At 61.3% G+C, this 17,714-nt stretch carries 19 protein-coding genes and 1 tRNA gene; 9 read left to right on the plus strand and 11 right to left on the minus strand.

Annotated elements, in window-relative coordinates:
* Positions 1 to 82 precede the first annotated feature (82 nt).
* The 3 genes from ACFCW2_RS03610 to metX are packed head-to-tail and all read right to left on the minus strand — an operon-like array spanning position 83 to position 2,572.
* The gene (locus ACFCW2_RS03610) at positions 83 to 844 is read right to left on the minus strand and encodes a hypothetical protein (protein ID WP_379548255.1); all 762 of its coding nucleotides are present in this window, start codon (positions 842 to 844) and stop codon (positions 83 to 85) included.
* A 44-nt stretch (positions 845 to 888) separates the two neighbouring features.
* Positions 889 to 1,485, minus strand: coding sequence for a methionine biosynthesis protein MetW (gene metW / locus ACFCW2_RS03615; RefSeq protein WP_379548256.1), 597 nt, complete (start codon positions 1,483 to 1,485; stop codon positions 889 to 891).
* Entirely contained in the window at positions 1,478 to 2,572 is a 1,095-nt protein-coding gene (metX, locus tag ACFCW2_RS03620) for a homoserine O-acetyltransferase MetX (protein WP_379548258.1), read from the minus strand. The genes metW and metX overlap by 8 nt, the downstream gene beginning before the upstream one ends.
* Before the next feature lie 131 nt (positions 2,573 to 2,703).
* On the opposite strand from metX, the gene ACFCW2_RS03625 reads away from it, so the two are divergent.
* Positions 2,704 to 3,846, plus strand: coding sequence for a pyridoxal phosphate-dependent aminotransferase (locus ACFCW2_RS03625; RefSeq protein ID WP_379548259.1), 1,143 nt, complete (start codon positions 2,704 to 2,706; stop codon positions 3,844 to 3,846).
* Here ACFCW2_RS03625 and ACFCW2_RS03630 read toward each other — a convergent pair.
* From ACFCW2_RS03630 to ftsE, 4 genes are read right to left on the minus strand one after another with little or no spacing between them, the layout of a single operon-like run.
* Positions 3,843 to 4,565 (minus strand): lysophospholipid acyltransferase family protein, encoded by a 723-nt coding sequence (locus tag ACFCW2_RS03630; RefSeq protein ID WP_379548260.1) that lies wholly within the window; start codon positions 4,563 to 4,565, stop codon positions 3,843 to 3,845. The genes ACFCW2_RS03625 and ACFCW2_RS03630 overlap by 4 nt on opposite strands.
* Positions 4,544 to 5,080, minus strand: coding sequence for a YdcF family protein (locus ACFCW2_RS03635; RefSeq protein ID WP_379548261.1), 537 nt, complete (start codon positions 5,078 to 5,080; stop codon positions 4,544 to 4,546). Before ACFCW2_RS03635 ends, ACFCW2_RS03630 begins: the two co-directional genes overlap by 22 nt.
* On the minus strand, positions 5,077 to 6,009 hold the full coding sequence (locus ACFCW2_RS03640; protein WP_379548262.1) for a cell division protein FtsX: 933 nt from the start codon (positions 6,007 to 6,009) through the stop codon (positions 5,077 to 5,079). Before ACFCW2_RS03640 ends, ACFCW2_RS03635 begins: the two co-directional genes overlap by 4 nt.
* Entirely contained in the window at positions 6,006 to 6,764 is a 759-nt protein-coding gene (gene ftsE / locus ACFCW2_RS03645) for a cell division ATP-binding protein FtsE (RefSeq protein ID WP_379548263.1), read from the minus strand. Before ftsE ends, ACFCW2_RS03640 begins: the two co-directional genes overlap by 4 nt.
* Before the next feature lie 156 nt (positions 6,765 to 6,920).
* On the opposite strand from ftsE, the gene ACFCW2_RS03650 reads away from it, so the two are divergent.
* The gene (locus ACFCW2_RS03650; protein ID WP_379548264.1) at positions 6,921 to 7,823 is read left to right on the plus strand and encodes an MJ0042-type zinc finger domain-containing protein; all 903 of its coding nucleotides are present in this window, start codon (positions 6,921 to 6,923) and stop codon (positions 7,821 to 7,823) included.
* A 17-nt stretch (positions 7,824 to 7,840) separates the two neighbouring features.
* Here ACFCW2_RS03650 and ACFCW2_RS03655 read toward each other — a convergent pair whose 3' ends face one another.
* On the minus strand, positions 7,841 to 8,083 hold the full coding sequence (locus tag ACFCW2_RS03655) for a hypothetical protein (RefSeq protein ID WP_379548265.1): 243 nt from the start codon (positions 8,081 to 8,083) through the stop codon (positions 7,841 to 7,843).
* 199 nt (positions 8,084 to 8,282) lie between these two features.
* On the opposite strand from ACFCW2_RS03655, the gene ACFCW2_RS03660 reads away from it, so the two are divergent.
* A tRNA-Leu gene (locus ACFCW2_RS03660) sits at positions 8,283 to 8,369 on the plus strand.
* Between the two features lie 204 nt (positions 8,370 to 8,573).
* On the opposite strand, the gene ACFCW2_RS03665 is transcribed toward ACFCW2_RS03660, so the two are convergent.
* Genes ACFCW2_RS03665 through ACFCW2_RS03675 form a run of 3 tightly spaced genes read right to left on the minus strand, consistent with a single transcriptional unit; the run spans position 8,574 to position 10,905 of the window.
* On the minus strand, positions 8,574 to 10,211 hold the full coding sequence (locus ACFCW2_RS03665; RefSeq protein WP_379548266.1) for a recombinase family protein: 1,638 nt from the start codon (positions 10,209 to 10,211) through the stop codon (positions 8,574 to 8,576).
* On the minus strand, positions 10,208 to 10,639 hold the full coding sequence (locus ACFCW2_RS03670) for a DUF2924 domain-containing protein (protein ID WP_379548267.1): 432 nt from the start codon (positions 10,637 to 10,639) through the stop codon (positions 10,208 to 10,210). The genes ACFCW2_RS03665 and ACFCW2_RS03670 overlap by 4 nt, the downstream gene beginning before the upstream one ends.
* Entirely contained in the window at positions 10,636 to 10,905 is a 270-nt protein-coding gene (locus ACFCW2_RS03675; protein WP_379548268.1) for a DUF3489 domain-containing protein, read from the minus strand. Before ACFCW2_RS03675 ends, ACFCW2_RS03670 begins: the two co-directional genes overlap by 4 nt.
* Before the next feature lie 434 nt (positions 10,906 to 11,339).
* On the opposite strand from ACFCW2_RS03675, the gene ACFCW2_RS03680 reads away from it, so the two are divergent.
* The 6 genes from ACFCW2_RS03680 to ACFCW2_RS03705 are packed head-to-tail and all read left to right on the plus strand — an operon-like array spanning position 11,340 to position 17,704.
* On the plus strand, positions 11,340 to 11,621 hold the full coding sequence (locus ACFCW2_RS03680; RefSeq protein ID WP_379548269.1) for a type IV secretion system protein VirB3: 282 nt from the start codon (positions 11,340 to 11,342) through the stop codon (positions 11,619 to 11,621).
* Positions 11,600 to 13,981, plus strand: a complete 2,382-nt coding sequence (locus ACFCW2_RS03685; RefSeq protein ID WP_379548271.1) for a VirB4 family type IV secretion/conjugal transfer ATPase — start codon at positions 11,600 to 11,602, stop codon at positions 13,979 to 13,981. The genes ACFCW2_RS03680 and ACFCW2_RS03685 overlap by 22 nt, the downstream gene beginning before the upstream one ends.
* Positions 13,948 to 15,204, plus strand: a complete 1,257-nt coding sequence (locus ACFCW2_RS03690; protein WP_379548273.1) for a type IV secretion system protein — start codon at positions 13,948 to 13,950, stop codon at positions 15,202 to 15,204. Before ACFCW2_RS03685 ends, ACFCW2_RS03690 begins: the two co-directional genes overlap by 34 nt.
* Complete coding sequence (locus tag ACFCW2_RS03695; protein WP_379548275.1) at positions 15,205 to 15,948, plus strand: virB8 family protein; 744 nt, start codon at positions 15,205 to 15,207, stop codon at positions 15,946 to 15,948. It begins immediately after the preceding gene.
* Positions 15,945 to 16,640, plus strand: coding sequence for a TrbG/VirB9 family P-type conjugative transfer protein (locus tag ACFCW2_RS03700; protein WP_379548276.1), 696 nt, complete (start codon positions 15,945 to 15,947; stop codon positions 16,638 to 16,640). The genes ACFCW2_RS03695 and ACFCW2_RS03700 overlap by 4 nt, the downstream gene beginning before the upstream one ends.
* Positions 16,637 to 17,704 (plus strand): TrbI/VirB10 family protein, encoded by a 1,068-nt coding sequence (locus ACFCW2_RS03705; RefSeq protein ID WP_379548277.1) that lies wholly within the window; start codon positions 16,637 to 16,639, stop codon positions 17,702 to 17,704. The genes ACFCW2_RS03700 and ACFCW2_RS03705 overlap by 4 nt, the downstream gene beginning before the upstream one ends.
* The last annotated feature ends 10 nt before the right edge of the window (positions 17,705 to 17,714 follow it).

Raw genomic sequence — 17,714 nt, forward strand, 5'->3', positions numbered from 1 at the left:
GAAATTTTTCTACAAAAATATTCTCGCAAAATACATATTACAGGCAAATTTCTCATTTTATTAATAAAGACCTAAATCATAACTAGAGTAACGTTTCAAGTATTAATGGCTTTCCATTGAAAATTTCGATTTGCAGCCAAGCCCAATCTTTAATATTTTTATGAAATCTATTGTTTACTTCCGACATTGCATCTTTTTCTTTCGATACTGCATCCAATATCCTCTTTCGATCAAACTGAGTAAGATGCCCCATGCCACGGGCGAAATAGGCTCGCACCTCCAGCGGCATGCTTTCAGAATGCAATATAGCATTGTTCTCTTCAGAAAATCTTGAGTCAAAAAGTTCTTCAAGATACCAATTTCTTACATCTAGGTGGTAATTAATTACATCCTCCTTCGAGAAAGATTCACTATCTTTTTCAGTATTCAGTAGTTCTAGAATAGTTATCTCTATACTAGCCCTATCTTTTTCTGCCGAAATTAGGTATTTTTCGAAAATTTCTAAAGAATCTGCCTTTTTTATAGAAAGGCACAGATCTAATGCCGCCCTGAAGTTCCAATGCTCATCATCTTCCAACTGGGATAGCCGACCCGCAAGGATTGTCTGTGCCTCCGAGAACTGATCGCTATCGCTTGTGAGCGAAGCCCTAGGAACTCTCAGCGCGGGATCGGAACACAGCCCAAAGTAGCCTTTGCCACGAATTTCACTGGTACACAGGAATAAGCCTTCCATCGGGGAGGGGGCTGCGTCGCCTTTGGAAATTGTATTTATAAGGTCTCCACTCGGAGCAGAAGGCTGAAGACTGAGCAACAGAATTGCCGCAATTGCTGAGAAGAATGCCAATTTATCGCTCCCCTGTTTTGAATTTTGGCAGGCAGCTTAACCCCTTAGCTCACCTCGAACAACGCATATTCGGCGCGCCAGTTTGCTTGTGCTTCGCCCACGGCGCGTTCATTTGTGAAGAACCAGCGCCGTTCGATTGCTACGCCCAGTTCGTCGGCCAGCGCCTCGAAGTCCTTCACCGTGACGTGGTGGATGTTTTGCGTGGCATACCAGCTGACCGGCAGGTGGCGCGTTACCGGCATGCGGCCCCGGCTCATCAGCGCCCAGCGCATGCGCCAGTAAGCGAAGTTCGGGAAGCTGACGAAGGCGCGGCGGCCCACGCGCAGGAGCTCGCGCAGCATCTTGTCCGGTCGCTCGGCGGTTTGAAGGGTCTGGCTGAGGATCGCGTAATCAAACGCGCCGTCGGGATAAAAGGTCAGGTCGCGGTCGGCATCGCCCTGCACCACGCTGAGGCCCTGCCCCACGCAGTCCGCCACCAGCGCGCCGTCGATCTCGATGCCGCGCGCATCCACGCCCTTCGCCCGCAAGGCCGCCATCAGCGCGCCATCGCCGCAGCCCACATCGAGCGCGCGCGAGCCTGCCTCCACCCGCTGCAGAATCACGGCCAGGTCGGGGCGCAACGCTGTGTCCACCTCAGTCATTGAGGAACCCCCCGACGACTTTATCGAGTGCGGGCACATCGAGCAGGAAGCTGTCATGGCCATAAGGTGCGGACAGTTCGACAAAACTCACCGGTTTGGCCACCGCGTTCAGCGCATGAACGACGTGGCGACTTTCCTCTGTGGGATACAGCCAATCGGTGTCGAAGCTGACCAGGCAGAAGCGCGCGGCGCTGGCGCGGAAGGCCTCGGCCAGCGAACCGCCATGTTCCTGCGCCAGATCGAAATAGTCCATCGCGCGGGTGATATAGAGGTAGGAATTGGCATCGAAGCGGCGGGTGAAGCCGCTGCCCTGATAGCGCAGATAGCTCTCCACCTGAAAATCCGCGTCGAAGCCGAAACCGGGCGTGTCGCGGTCTTGCAGGCGGCGGCCGAATTTCTCGGTTAGCCCCTCTTCGGACAGATAGGTGATATGCGCCGCCATCCGCGCCACAGCCAGCCCTGCATCGGGCGCGTCGTCATGGCCGTAATACTGGCCTTCACGCCACGCGGGGTCCGCCATGATCGCCTGCCGCCCGACCTCGTGAAAGGCGATGTTCTGCGCCGAATGCCGCGCGGTGGTGGCAATCGCCAGCACGCGGGCCGCGCGGTCGGGGAAGTTTGCCGCAAGGCTGAGCGCCTGCATCCCGCCCATCGATCCGCCGACCACGGCATGCAATTGTCCGATCCCCAGCCCGTCCAGCAGGCCGACCAGCCCGCGCACCATGTCGCGAATGGTGATAACCGGGAAATCCATGGCGTAGGGCGCGCCTTCGGGGCTCTCGCTCGCAGGGCCGGTGGAGCCGAGGCAACTGCCGATGACATTGGCGCAGATCACATGGAAGCGGTCTGTATCGATTGGCTTGCCGGGGCCCACCATCCGCTCCCACCAGCCGGGCTTTCCGGTGACGGGATGCGTGCTGGCGAGATATTGATCGCCGGTCAGCGCGTGGCACACCAGAATGGCGTTGGAGCGCGCATCGTTCAGTTCGCCATAGGTTTCATAGGCAATCCGCACATCGCGCAGGGTCCCGCCGCCGTCGAGCGGCAGGGAATCTGGAAGCGCGAGGGTAGTGTGCGGCGTGCTCAAACCAGACCTTTGGACCAGATAAAGAACAGTGCTTCGACAGGCTCAGCACGAACGGGTTTAGGGTACCCTCCTCTATCCGTTCGCCCTGAGCTTGTCGAAGGGCTGTATTTCTTTATGGCCTGATATCCGAAATGTCCGACACACGTCCCCAGATGAAACCGTGGATCGCGCAAATCCACGCCTATGTCCCCGGCCGCTCGACCGGTTCGGACGGGCGCGAACTGGTCAAATTGTCGGCCAACGAGAACCCGCTGGGGTGCAGCCCGCTCGCGGCCGAGGCGCTGAAGGGCGCCAGTGCCCCCGCGCTTTACCCCGATCCCGACTCATCGGCCTTGCGCGAAAAGCTGAGCGCGCTTCATGGGATCGATCCGGCGCGCATCGTGTGCGGAACGGGATCGGGGGAATTGCTCAATTGCGCGGTGCAGGCCTTTGCGGGTCCCGGTGCGGATTCGGGCGCGGATTCAGGCGAAAACGCGCCCGACGAGATCGTCTTCTCGCGCTACGCCTTTTCGCTCTATCCGCTGCTTGCGCACAAGGTCGGGGCGCAGGCCGTGCTCGCCGCAGATGATGATTACGCCGCCAGCGTAGACGCGTTGCTGGATGCCGTGACGACGCGCACCACCGTCGTTCTGCTCGACAATCCCAACAATCCCACCGGCACTTATCTGCCGCCCGCAGAGGTCAAGCGGCTGCATGCCGGGCTGCCGGGCCATGTCCTGCTGGTGCTCGATCAGGCCTATGCCGAATATCTGCCCGGCGAGGAGGCGGCGCACGCGCTGGAGATGGCGGCGCGGCATGAAAACGTGCTGGTCACCCGCACCTTCTCCAAAATTTTCGGACTGGCAGGCGAGCGGATCGGCTGGGCCACCGGAGCGCCCGGACTGATCGATGCGCTCAACCGGCTGCGCGGGCCGTTCAATGTCACCGCCAGCGGTCAGGTGGCCGCGCTGGCTGCGCTGGACGATGCCGAATTTCTTGAGCGGTCCCGCGCGCACAACAATGCCGAGCGCGCGCGCTTTGCCGAGAGCCTTGCGGCACTCGGCAATCGCGGCATCCGCGCCTTGCCGAGCGAGGCGAATTTTGTGCTGGTGCTGTTCGATGGCGAACTGGACGCAGCAACAGCGCTGGATGGTTTGGCTAAGCGCGGATACGCTGTGCGCCGTTTGCCGGGGCAGGGGCTGGCCAATGGCCTGCGTATCACCATCGGCAAGGCGGAGGATATGGACGCTATCGCCGAAGCCATTGCAGAGATGGCGGAGGACACCTCCGCCTAGGCTCCATCGGCAGTGCCGGCAGCATTCAGCACGTTGATTGCTTCCTCGACCCGGGCCTCGATCTCGCCGCGCGGCAGGCCGGGCGGAATCGGTTCGCCAAAGCGATAGGTGATCTGCCCGCTGCGCTTCCACAGCCGGTGATAGAGCGGGCCGGAATTGACCGCGACCGGCACCACTTGCAGGCCGACCATCTTGTAAATACCGGCAAAGCCCGATTGCAATTTCGGCCTGCGCCCGTGCTGCACGCGGGTCCCTTCGGGAAAGATGACCAGCGGGCGCCCCTCGGCCGATTTGCGCTTTGCCTCGCGGATCAGGGTGCGCAAGGCACTGGCCCCGCCGTCCCGCGCCACCGGGATCAGGCCATAAGCCATCGCCGCACGCCCCCACCCCGGCAGATTGAACAGCTCTCGCTTGGCAAAGACGGCGGGCAGGTCAAACAGAGCAGGCGCATCGATAGCCTCGAAATAGGCTTCGTGCCGGATGGCATAGAGCGCGGGCTCTTCCAGCGGGCCGCCCTCCTGAATAATCTCGATACCCAGCAGCGCCTGACAACAATCCCGGTGGAAACGGGCCCATGTGCTAACCACACGGCGCAGAGCGGCACGTCCGGCGGGAATAGCAATAACCGCCCGCGCGACAAGCAGAAGCGTCCCGAAATAGAAGATCGGATAGAACAGCAGGCTGCGCAGCACCGCCATCAGCCCAGACCCGGCATCCACTGCGTGGCTCTGCTTGCCAGCAGCTTGTGATATTCGAGAAACAGCGTGCCCAGCGAGGGCTCGGAATGGACCGCATCGCGGACAATCACGATGTTATCGGGCAGAGTGCGCCGCAGCTCGCTCTCCGCCCGGCGCATATGCCAGTCGGTGGTGACCAGTCGCAGACGTTTGTAGTTGTTGTCTTCCACCCAGCGGCTGGTTTCCCGTGCATTGCCACGCGTATCGACCGCATCGAAGCCCAGCGTGATGCAGCATTCCATCAGGTCCATCGGCACATCGAATTCCGCTGCGAACTCGCCCGGTGTCACCTGTGTCGATACGCCGGTAACCAGCATGTCACCCGCTTGCTCGTTTGCCAGAACCTGTACCCCGCGTTCGATCCGGCCCGCCCCGCCCGTGGGCACGATGATCGCATCGGTTTGTGCATCACCCAAAGGCTGCGGCAAGGCGCTGGCGAACCAGACGAAGCCCAGTATCCACGCCAGCACGATCACCGCGAGAAGCCGCCGGATCACAGCATTTTCCTGAGCGCGAAAAGCACCGTTAGCCGCGCAGTGACCATGGCGAGCGCCACGGCCACGAGCGGGACCATCGCCACCGCCAGCCAGTCTATCCAGCCAAGCCCGCCGCCCGCCATCATGCCGGAGCCGAGCTGCGCGAATTGCTGGCCGAGGATCAGCACCGCAATCATCCCCAGCAGCAGGCCAGCGCCCGCGCCCAGCGTGGCATCGAAGCCGACCGAGCGCTGGAACACGCGGGCAATCTGGTGGTCCGTTCCACCCAGCAAATGGACAATCTCGATTGTCTCACGATTGTTACCCAGCGCGCTGCGGGCGGCGAGGAACACCGCGGCGGCACTGGTCAGCGACAGCAACACCACCAGCGCCAGCGCCAGCCATTGCAGCGATGCGATGGCCGAGAAAATCGGCCTCAGCCAGCTCGCCTGCGCATCGATCCGCGCATCGGGCGCTACCTCTGCCAGTGACGCGCGCAGACGGCGCAATTTATCCGGCGTCGCTTCGCCGCGAAACCGCAAGTCGATCAGCGCGGGGATCGGCACCGCCTCGCCGGAAAAGCCGGTGCCCAGCCATGGCTCCAGCAAAGCCGCGACTTCGTCAGGCGGCACCCGGCGCAGAGCGGCCACTTCGGGAAATTCCGCCAGCACATCCTGCGCCGCCGCGGCCTGTCGCTCGCGCTCACCCGGCTCGGCTTCGATAATCTGCACGGTCGCGCCGCCCGCCAGTTCCGCCCGCGCGCCGTCGGCCAGATTGGTCAGCGCGAGGCCCGCCGCCGTCGCCACCACGGTCAGCGCGACCATAATCGCGATCACCCAGGGCATCGGCCCGGCGAGCCGCGCCTGCGGCACCAGCTCCTGCGCCGGGGCACCGCGAAACGGCGCTAGCCCTCGCTCGATCGCGCGCGACAGGGTTGGCGGCTTCTTCACCGGAAGACGTCCTCCGGCGGACCGTCATCGCTTGCCCGGTCCCCCGCGGGTCGCGGAGGATAGCGCAGCGCGCCGGTGGGATCGGACAGTCGCCCTTTGTCTAGCCGCATGATCATGGAGGCCGGCACTTTCTGCAGCAGATGCAGATCGTGGGTCGCCACCACAACGGTCGTGCCCAGCCGGTTGAGCGCCTCGAACAGGCGCAGAAGCTTTACCGCCATCTCCGGGTCGACATTGCCTGTCGGCTCGTCCGCCAGCAGCATGTCGGGCCGCCCGATGACCGCGCGCGCAATCGCCACCCGCTGCTGCTCCCCGCCCGAAAGCGTCGCAGGCCGCGCATCGGAGCGATGCGAAAGACCCACCCAGTCGAGCATATCGGTCACCGGTCGCTCCAGATCAGCCTCCGGCACACCGGCCACGCGCAGTGGCAGCGCGACATTGTCATAGGCCGAGAGGTGCGGAACCAACCGGAAATCCTGAAACACAACGCCCAACCGCCGCCGGAAACCGGGCAGCCGCGCACGGGGCAGCGTGATGACATCGGTCCCGAACATGCGTATTTGCCCGCGCGAGGGGCGCTGCGACAGATAAAGCAGCTTCAGCAGACTGGTCTTCCCCGCCCCGCTCGCGCCGGTCAGAAAATAGAAACTGCCCGGATAAAGCGTAAACGACACATCGCTCAGCACCTCTTTGCCCGAGCCATAGCGCAGCCCGACATTGTCGAACCCGACAACTTCGCTGTCACCCGTCGACATGATGCCCTGCCTTCCGGCGGATCGTGATTTTGCGGAACGTCATGATAGAGGGATGCCTATAGCGGGCCTTCCATGTGGAAAAAAGGCAGGTTCTTCCCCGCATCCCCATGCCTGCGCTTGCCAATGATTCCTCCACACTCGTAAGGCGTTGACGTCATGATACTCGCCTGCCCTGCCTGCGCTACGCGCTATGTCGTGCCCGACAGCGCTGTTGGCGTTGACGGCCGAACAGTGCGCTGCGCGAAGTGCAAGCATAGCTGGTTTCAGGAAGGGCCGGGGGCGGAAGCGGTCATTGCATCCGAACAGGCGCATGTTCCCCCTGCATCCGAGCCGGTGCCCGAAGCGCCACCCGAGCCGGAAGCGCTCCCTTCCGAGCGCGCATCAGAACCGCAACCCTACGCGAAGACAGAAGACGAGGTTCCGCCACCACCAGTGCGTGTGGCCGAGCCCGAGGAAGACGACGGGACCGGTCCCGTGCCCACTCCGGACGCGGCAAGTTCTGACGACGAAGACGAACAGACAGGTTTCAACGGCCCGCCGCCCGTCTCCGACACGCGGCCCGAACCGCCGCCCATGCCGGACATCGACCCGGACAAATCGCAATTCGATTACGAGCCGCCGTTCCGCCCGCGCCGCAATCCGCTCAAGCTGTGGACCGCGGCCGGTGTCGTGTTTCTCCTCGCAGCGTTCGGCACGATTGCGGCGGTCAGTTACTGGGGCTTGCCCGACTGGGTCCCTGTCAGCCGCCCTACCTTCGCGGTCGAGCAACCCGATCTGGTGCTGGATTTCCCCGCCGACCGGCAGGACCGGCGAACGCTGCCCAATGGCACCGAGTTTTTCGGGGCCAGCGGCACGATCACCAATGTCGGGCGCGAGACGAAGCGGGTTCCCGCTGTGTTGATCGTCCTGCGTGATGCGCGGGAGCGGATTGTGTTCAGCTGGGAAGTCGTGCCCTCGGCGCAGACCTTGGCACCGGGCGAAAGCGTGGCAATCAACGAGGCGGTGACCGATGTGCCCAAATCCGCGAAATTCGCCGAGATCGGTTGGAAGCCAAGCTAAAGCTGCGCTTGTCGGCGTCAGCTAAACTCCAGCCAAACAGTCCCGGCAGCGTCCCGGCGCAGCTTCGCCCGCTCGCCGCGTTCCTTCATTGCATCGAAGTCGATGACCTCTGGCTGCAGGATTGTGACGCTGGCGCGGCCTTCAGCCCGGGTGGCAGCGATCATCGCATCGCGCGCTGCGCCACTGCTGGCTCCATCGGGCGCAGCACCGGAAACGCCGCTGGCGGAAGCTGTCAGGAAGAGGGCGAGTGCCAAATTCATGGCCAATCCTTGCCGCGCCGTTCACCATTCTCGCAAGCAACGCATTAACGCGTTCCCGCATCGGGACAGTGGGGCCGCAAAGACCTAACGGCCCCTTCTGGGCACCGTGATGGCGATGGGCGCTTGCGATAGGGAAAACCGGTTGCTAAGGGCGCGCACCTACCAGCCAGGGCGCATGCGCCTCTGTTTGACTAAGTGTGCGGTCGTGGCGGAACTGGTAGACGCGCAACGTTGAGGTCGTTGTGGCCGAAAGGCCGTGGAAGTTCGAGTCTTCTCGACCGCACCAAACAGTCTCGTAGAGACCCCCTGATTAGTTCTCATTCCGAGACCGCGGCCGAAAGGGCGCAGTTCTGCGGGCCTTGCGCGCTGAGCTAAGTAGCCTTGCAGCCTGAGACTGGCAGAGATGTTATCTCCAGAAGCGCAAAATCCGCAACAATCTCTGTCGCGGATTTCCAGACTTCACCTTGCCGTGCTGGGAGGAAGTGTTGGCTTAGGCCCCAAACTCAAGGAGCTGCTCTTGCTCACGCCAGTCGACCGGCAAGTCACAGTTGAGCATTCGCGTTCGAGTAAGGTTCGCAGGTTGCTGGCCAGCCAAGATGGCTTCGACAATTTTCGGGCTCAGCCATGAGAGGCGCAGGTACTTGGCAAGCTGCGTCCGGCATCGCCCTTCACGCTTGCCGAGCTGGTTGAGGCTTAGCTCTGGTGCTCCCAAAACCAGCTCTTGTACTTCCTTGGCATCAACAAGTAGCCGAACCAGCTTTGGGTCAGGCTCAGTTTGCTTCTCTGCCGGATTAATCCGGAGTTTGGTTTCACGGAACGGTTTGCGCTCTGGTCCGGGAATGCTCCAGCGCCACGGATTAACTGTTTCCATGCCAAGGGCTTTGGGATCGAGACCAACATCGAGACGGCCATTAGTAAACCTGATAGATAGTATCAGCTCCGAAATCACCGACCTCCGCAGCTGACCAAATTCAAGACTGGCAGCAGCTTGGCGTGCGGCATCGAATATGCTCGATAGCTGGTTCGCCTCGGTTATGCCTGACAATCTGCGCAGTGCATGCTCATCTTCCAACAGCGCTGTTAGTTCGACAATGAGATGGCGCTCAAGCTGGCCCTGACCAATGCGGGTGGCGGGAGGATCATCGGGCCGCGCTAGATCCTTGCGGGTTTCATAGTAAGCGTATCGCCTGCTGCCTTTTGTAGAGTAGGTCGGCACCATCGGCCGTTCGTGAGGATCGGTGAGGAGACCCCGTAGGAGAGCGTTCTGTGCATCGTTCTGTGGACGTTTTCGCGGCGGAGACTTTTCCTTCAGTTTCGCCTGCACTGAATTCCAAAGGTCTTCATCTACAATTGGTTCGTGCTCGCCTTTGTAGGCGTTACCCTTGTGAACAATCTTGCCGCGATAGATCGGATTTTTGAGAAGGTGGAACAAGCTGCCCCGCTTGAAAGGGATACCTCCCTTATGTGGGCCACTGGTTCGGCGTTGGATCTTCGTCTGTATGCCTTCTGCCTCAAGTTGCGCGATAAGTTCAGCGGCGGAGTGCGATGCGATGTACCGACGCATTATGGTGCATACGCGCTCGGCCTCCTCTGGAACTGGCACCAGCTTTCTATCGATCACCTCGTAGCCAAGCGGAACTGGCCCACCCATCCACAGACCCTTCTTCTTGGATGCTGCAATCTTGTCCCTAATCCGCTCACCGGTCACTTCCCTTTCGAACTGAGCGAATGACAAGAGCACATTCAGCGTCAGGCGCCCCATGCTGGTGGTAGTGTTGAACGCTTGGGTCACCGACACGAAGCTGGCTTCCTTGGCATCCAGCCGCTCGACGATCTTGGCAAAGTCAGCGAGGCTGCGGGTGAGCCGGTCGACCTTATAGACCACAATGACGTCGACAAGACCTGCTTCGACGTCCTCGATCAGAGCAAGCAACCCTGGCCGCTGCATACTGCCACCTGAGAAGCCGCCGTCATCGTAGGCCCGCTCCACAAGCGTCCAGCCCTCATGACGCTGGCTAAGGATAAAGGCCTCACAAGCTTCACGCTGGGCGTGCAAGCTGTTGAACTCCTGCTCGAGCCCGTCTTCGGTCGACTTACGGGTATACACTGCGCAACGAAGGGTCTTCATATGTGTTGCTTCGTCAGACCGAAGAAGCGTGGGCCGTTCCAATGCGTGCCGGTGATGGCCTTGGCAATCGCACTCAGAGAGCGCCACGTCTTGCCATCATACTCGAAGCCCTTCTCCAGGACGGTCACGGTGTGGCCGGTGCCGTGCCAATCACGCACCAGCCGTGTCCCTGATGTGAGTTTGCGGGGTATCGGCAACGATGCCTGTGCCGCATCGGCCTGCGTGTGCTGCTTCAGTAGGGATCGGGCCTCTCTGCTTAGCCCGCCCTGGTTTTGCTCTTGCAGCTTGTAGCCAAGTCCCAGTTGCAGCAGCGCCGACGATATTTTCGGAATGGGCGCGGCGAACCGACGCGACCACTCTTCCTTCAGTTCAGCTGCGGTTAGGCCTTCGAGCTTTGAAAGCGCGGCCTGCTTGCCTCGTCTCTTCACGCGCCGCCCTCACCGGTATCCAGCGTTGTAAGCTTGTAGATCGAAGCTCCCTTGTCATTCTTATAGCGGACTACCTCGCGGCCCTTCTTGCGCAGGCCAGTCAGAAAGGCTCGTGAGCTATGGGTCTGCCAGCCAGTCGCTTTGCAAATGTCTGCGAGACTACTTCCGTCTTTGCGCTCGAGCAGCGCTTCGACGATCGATGCCTTTGTCTTGCGCTTTGGCTTGGTAGTCTTTGCAGGGGCATTGTTCTTCGCAGTCCTAGTCATGGATGGTTCTCCTGTGGGAGCGTAGCACCATGCTGCTCCCACCACCCAAGGCCCCATTATCGCTCAAGGCGTCGGGGCAGCATCTCCTCTGAGCCGCGATTCAGTAAGGACACCAATGCTTCGTTTCTGAGGGAAGTCGAGTGGATTGTGCCGAGCAACGATGTGGTGATACGCCCGCTCTAATTTTTGGCTCGGAATACTGAGGCCGATGTTCCGCTGGTCCGGGACTGGCGGGCTGGCGTTACAGCTTCGATTGACGGAAGACTAAGGTACAATCGCATGGTCGACCATCGCCGCGCCAAGCAATTCTCTCGAGACGAAAATTGAGCGCCCAACAAGGCAAAAACCCGCCAGATCAATTGGAAGGCAGGCGGACAGAAGCTCTTGTTTAAAATCGCCCGACACGTAGAGTGTATTGATCCGAGGGGGAATCGATGAACTTGTCACAAGCGACGCTATTCACGGCCCTCACACGCCCGCAAATGTTTGCGGGTGTCACTTATACCTTCTTTGTCATCAATGCAGTCATCGCGGTCGAGCTGTTCCTCATATTCCGGGCCTGGTGGGTCCTGCTGATAGCGGTTGCCCTCCACGGCGTAGCAGCGCTGCTCTGCCTGCATGAGCCGCGTTTCTTCGATCTTTGGATCACCCGTGTGCGCAATTGTCCGCGCATTCCCAATTTCAGGCTGTGGCGATGCAATTCTTACCGCCCGTGACGCGGGACCCCAAAAGAATTGCCAAGGAAATGCCGGTTGGCAAGCATCTGCCCTATGCGCGCCATATCGATGATGCGACGATCGAGCTGCGCGACGGGCTGCTGATGCAGACCATTCGCATCGGCGGCCTGCTGTTCGAGACATCCGATAGCGAGGAACTCAATTACCGCGCCGATTTGCGCGATGCGATGCTGCGCGCTCTGGGATCTTCGCGCTTCGCCATCTATCACCACGTCGTGCGCCGCCGTGCCGACGTCGCGCTGGGGGACAAATTCCCGGACGAGTTCTCGCAATCGCTTGACGACAAATGGCGCGCGCGGCTCGAGGGCCGCAACCTGTTCGTCAACGATCTGTTTCTCACGATCGTGCGCCGGCCCATGCAAGGGCGGATCGGCATAGCCGACAGGCTTCGCTCATGGATTGGTCGGCAGGGCGACGATCTGCGGGCGCAGCTTTTGGCAGACCTTCGCTCACTGAACGATGCACGCGAGGCAGCGGTCTCGGCGCTCGCATCCTACAACCCGCAGGTGTTGTCGCGCTATGAGGGAGCAGACGGTGCGACATGCTCCGAACCGCTCGAGTTCCTCTCTTGCCTTTGCAATGCGGAGATGAAGCCAGTGGCCGAGCCGCATGGCGATCTTGGGCATCACATACCGACACGGCGCATCAGCTTCGGACGTGATACCGTCGAGCTTGGCCCGAACGGGCCGCTCGATCGCCGGTTCGTCGCGATGGTGTCGATCAAGGATTACCCGAACCGCACACTGCCCGGCATGTTTGATGAGCTCTATCGCCTGCCGTTTGAGTTGCAGGTGACCCAGAGCTTTGCCTTCGTAGAACGGCGCGAGGCGCTTTCCCGGATGAACCTGGCGCTGCGCCGGATGCGCTCTGCTGAAGACGAGGCCATCTCGCTGCGCGATGAATTGGCGCAGGCGAAGGACGAAGTTGCTGCAGGCCGTGCTGGGTTTGGCGAGCACCACACGACGATTGCAATCCATGCGGGCAGCCAAGATGCCCTCAATCTGCAAGTGGCAGAGGTTATCGCGCTGCTGGCCGATCTCGGCATCAATGCGGTGCGCGAGGATATTGCGCTGGAGCCGACCTTCTGGGCGCAGTTTCCGGGCAATTTCCGCTATATCGGAAGGCGCGGCCTGGTCTCGACCACCAACTTTGCTGGCCTTGCCAGCTTGCACAATTTTCCTGTCGGGCGCGAGCGCGGCAATCATTGGGGCGAGGCGATCTCGCTGTTCGAAACGACGGCAGCAGGTCCCTATTTCTTCAACTTCCACCGCGCCGATTTGGGCAATTTTACCGTCATCGGTCCTTCTGGCTCCGGCAAGACCGTGGTCGTCAATTTTCTGCTCGCGCAGGCGCGGCGGCTGTCCCCTCGCATCGTCTTTTTCGACAAGGATAGGGGCGCAGAACTCTTCATCCGCGCAATCGGGGGCAGCTATGATCGGCTAAGCCCCGGCACGCCGTCCGGTCTCAATCCCCTGCAGCTTGATGATAGCGGCGCCAATCGCCAATTGCTGCAGGACTGGATCGGCGTATTGGCAGGCGGGGTGTCGAGCGATGAGGGCGGTATGATTGCCGAGGCCATCGACACTAACTTCGCCCAGCCCCGCGACCGGCGACGCCTGCGCTATCTGTGCGAGCTGTTTCGCGGCGGGGATCGGCCGCGCCCCGATGATCTCTATTCCCGGCTCAGGCCCTGGTGGGGCGATGGAGAACGGGCCTGGCTTTTCGACAATCCCGAGGACAACACCGACCTCACAGCCGATACGGTCGGGTTCGATATGACCGCGCTGCTTGATGATCCAGTCATGCGCACGCCTGCCATGATGTATTTCTTCCACAGGGTCGAGGAGCGGCTCGACGGGAGCCCTGCGATCATAGTGGTCGATGAAGGCTGGAAAGCGCTCGATGACGAAGTCTTCGTGCGCCGCATCAAGGACTGGGAGAAGACAATCCGCAAAAGGAACGGAATTGTCGGCTTCGCAACCCAGAGCGCGAGCGATGCATTGGAAAGCAAGATCGCCAGCGCGATCATCGAGCAGGCGGCAACCCAGATATTCATGATCAATCCCAAGGCGCGCGCCGAGGATTATATCAACGGGTTCGGGCTGTCGCACCACGAGTTCGATCTCGTGCGAACATTGCCCGACAGCTCGCATTGCTTCCTTATCCGCCATGGCAATGAAAGCGTGATCGCCCGGCTCGATCTGTCTGGCGAGAAGGACCTACTCACTATCCTATCAGGGCGCGAGAGCACGGTGCGTCTGTTCGATGAACTTATCGCAGAGCATGGGAGCGATGATCCCGCCGCATGGATCCCGGAACTCTTGAGGCGCGCTGCCTGATGGCCTGTCCGACGATCCTGACAGGCGATGCCTTCCTGACGCGGGTGGTCACGCATATCGACTGTCAGGCACAGGCGCTTGGCAGTTACGGGTTCCAGAGCCTGTCACAGCCCGGCTCGCTGGCCTCGAACGTCATGCTCTCGCTGCTGACGATCTTTGTCGCCCTGTTTGCGATCCGGCTCTTGTTCGGCCCCGCGCCTGGCGCACGCGATGTCGTGGGCGATGTGGTCAAGATCGGCATTGTGCTGACGCTTGCCTTTTCATGGCCCGCATTCCGCACGCTCATCTACGATCTGACCCTGAACGGTCCTGCCCAGATTGCTGCAGCAATAGCACCGGCAACACTTGCCGATGTGGGCTCAGGTTTCCTTCAGCGGCTGCAGCGCGTCGATACCGCGATCATCGAATTAACCTCGGTGGGCACGGGGCGCACGATTGGTCAATTTGTCGATCCCGGCTCGCCGGAAGCAACCTTTCGGGGACAGGGCCTCGCCGACGAAGAAACCTTCGGGACAGCGCGTCTGTTCTTCCTGTCGGGCATCATCGGCAGTTTGGCGCTTCTGCGGGTCATTGCAGGTTTGCTTCTTGCTATTGCACCGCTCGCTGCGGGCTTGCTGTTGTTCGAGCAAACGCGCGGGCTTTTTGCAGGCTGGCTACGCGGACTTGTGCTGGCCCTTGTCGGCTCCCTTGGGGTGACCATCTTGCTGGCTTTCGAGCTCGCGCTGCTCGAACCCTGGCTTGCCGATGCGCTGCGCATTCGCTCGCTCGGTTATGCCGCGCCTTCGAGTCCAACTGAACTTCTGGCACTTACCTTGGCCTTTGCCGTGGCTCAGCTGGCTCTGGTATTTCTGCTCGCATGGATCGCCTTTCACCGGGGCGCAGCGGTTCTCAAGGTCACATCGGGCGAACGCCGTTCCGATAGCACCGCGCCAAATCTTGCGCCTCTGGCCTCCATGCGCGAGAGTGCAGGCATGACAAGAGCGCAGCGCATTTCCGACACTGTCGAGATACAAATGCGGCGTGAGAACCTGGTCGAAAACAATCGGATCAGTTTTCGCAGTCTTGGCACTGATCGGTCGGCGTCGACCGGTCCTTCTTCCGACGCCGGCTTTGGCTCAGGGTCGAGCGCGCCTGCGCCGGCGGGTCCTCCGCGTCTGGGTAGCTCCTATCGCCGGACTTCCTATCGCCGTTCGGTTGCGGCGAGCTCGCGGGATGCCCGGTAAATGGGCCGGCAGGAGAAAATCGAACCGCTCGATATGGAAGTCGAGGACAGCTGGTCGCACAGCGTTACAGCCGATCTGGAGCGCTCACGCAGACGCGCCTGGATCGTCGCCGCAGTCGCGGGAGCTATCGCCATACTTCTCACGATTGCGCTGGTGATCGTGCTACCGCTCAAAACAGTCGAGCCCTACACGCTACTGGTTGATCGCCAGACCGGCAATGTCGAACTGCTGCAGCCGCTCGACGCACAGACGATTGCGCCCGATGCCGCGCTAACCCGGTCGTTCGTCGTGCAATACGTCGTGGCGCGCGAAAGCTATGATGCAGCGAGTGTCGGGCGCGATTATCGAAAAGTGGCGCTGATGAGCACGGGCGACGCGCGCCAGCGCTATGTCGCCTCAATGCAAAGCAGCAATGCACAAAGCCCGCTTTCCTTTATGCCCGCAGGAGGCACGATCACGGTCGATGTGCGCAGCGTGTCTTCGCTGGCGCCGGGCCGTTCGCTCGTGCGGTTTACAACTGTGCGATCTGATCCGGGCGCGCAGGTGCAGGCCGCGCAGTACTGGGCAGCGATCGTCGATTATGGCTATTCGCAAGCTGCGATGAGCGAAGAGGATCGCCTCCTCAATCCGCTCGGGTTTCAGGTCACGCGCTATCGCCGCGATGCCGAGACCCTGCCCGAAGTGACCGAAGCGAGGGAGGCGGCAGTCGAGGCCATGGAAGCGAGCGAAGGGCAAACGCCGTGAGGCGGTTACCTGCCATTGCGGCGAGCGCCGCTGCCTTTGCGCTTCAGGGTCAGTCGCTTCCCGTGCCCGACGCGAACAATCCCAGGCTCCAGACGCTGCAGGTATCGCCGGATGACACCTACCGGCTCCTCGCGCTGCCCGAAACCGGGCTGACTGTCCTGTTCGAACGCGGCGAACGCATCACGCGGGCCACCATCAGCGACGCCGATGCGTTTGAAGTGAGCGTCTCGCCGGCAGCAGACAGTTTCATGCTGCGTCCGCGTGGGCTTGGTGCCACCTCCGAAATCGCGATTGTTACTGATATGCGGCAGTACCGGTTCCTGGTCGATACGCAGGACAGCCTGCTTGCCGCCTATCTCGTCCGGTTCGAAGCCGAGCCTGCCCCCTCCGATTCTGCGCCCGACTATTCGCCGCAGCCCACTCAAACCTGGGCCTACCGCATACGCGGCGACCGCGAGGTACAACCTGCCCGGGTCCATGATGATGGCCGCAAGACGCGTATCTTCTTTGCGCCCGAGCAGGCACTGCCCGCCATCTTTGCGATCGGCCCGACAGGCGAAGAACAGGCGGTCAATGGCTATATGCGCGGCGAAGCCTTCATCATTGATCGCGTCTTCGAAGAACTCGTCTTTCGAATCGACAAGGAGAAGGCGACAGCCAAGCGGCAAAGTTCTCCGGAGGCGGCCGGATGAGCGAAGCCGCAAACCCCACGGGATCGGGCGTGCCGGACAGCGATCCGTTCCCACAGGTCGCGCCAGCGACGACCAGCAATCTGGGCGTCTGGCTTTTCGGAGCGGCCTTATTGGTGGGCGGGATTGGTCTGTTCAGCGCGCTCAATGCCAATCGGACGCAAGGTCTGGAGGCTGAGGCCACGCCGATCCTCCCTGGCAATGGACAGATTTCTTCGCCGCCCCCTCTGAGCGTGCCCGATAGGGGAGGCGACTTGCTTGCAGAACGCTATCGCCGCCTGCCGCCTGTGCCCGTGCAGGTCATCGCCCGCGAGCCTGTTCCTCGTCCGGCAACGGCCCCTTCTGCGGCCGTATCAACCACGCCGCCGCGGCCAAGACCTGCGCCGCCTGCAGATCCGGGCGACACCACCCCTCCGCCCGGACCTTCGGTTGTCTTCGAGAACGCGTTCCCCGCCCGGCCATTGCCGCCAACCACCACGTCCGATGCAGACGATCCGGAGCGCGTGAACGCGCGCCGCTTCGCCAACCCATCGCGCACCATTCCGCTCGGGACCATTATTCCGGCTGTTCTCGAGACAGCGCTCGACTCCACGCGGCCCGGCGCAGTGCGCGCGCTGGTCCAACGTGATGTGCACGGGTTTGACGGGACGCAGGTCCTCATCCAGCGCGGCAGTCGGCTCTACGGAGAATACGAGGCCGACCTGCAATCCGGACAGAAACGCGCCGCCATTCGCTGGACGCGGCTCATGCGGCCCGATGGCGTTCTGATCTCGCTCGATTCGCCTGCATCCGATCCGCTCGGGCGCGCTGGCGTGCGCGGAAAAGTAGATAGCAAGTTCTTCGCGCGCTTTGGCGGAGCTCTTCTCCAATCCGTGCTCGATGTGGGGGTCGGCGTGGCGACGCGCGAAGCGACCGGCGGTGTGATTGTCGCTATACCCGGCGCGACCAGCACCGTCTCGCAAACCATTCAGCAGAACCAGCCACAGCCGACGCTCAAGGTGAAGCACGGAACGAGCGTTTCTGTGTTCGTCGCACGCGACCTCGATTTCTCCGGTGTCGGGACATGAGCTTCGCTGC

The organism is Qipengyuania algicola, from assembly GCF_042492175.1.
Classification (GTDB): Bacteria; Pseudomonadota; Alphaproteobacteria; order Sphingomonadales; family Sphingomonadaceae; genus CAJXSN01.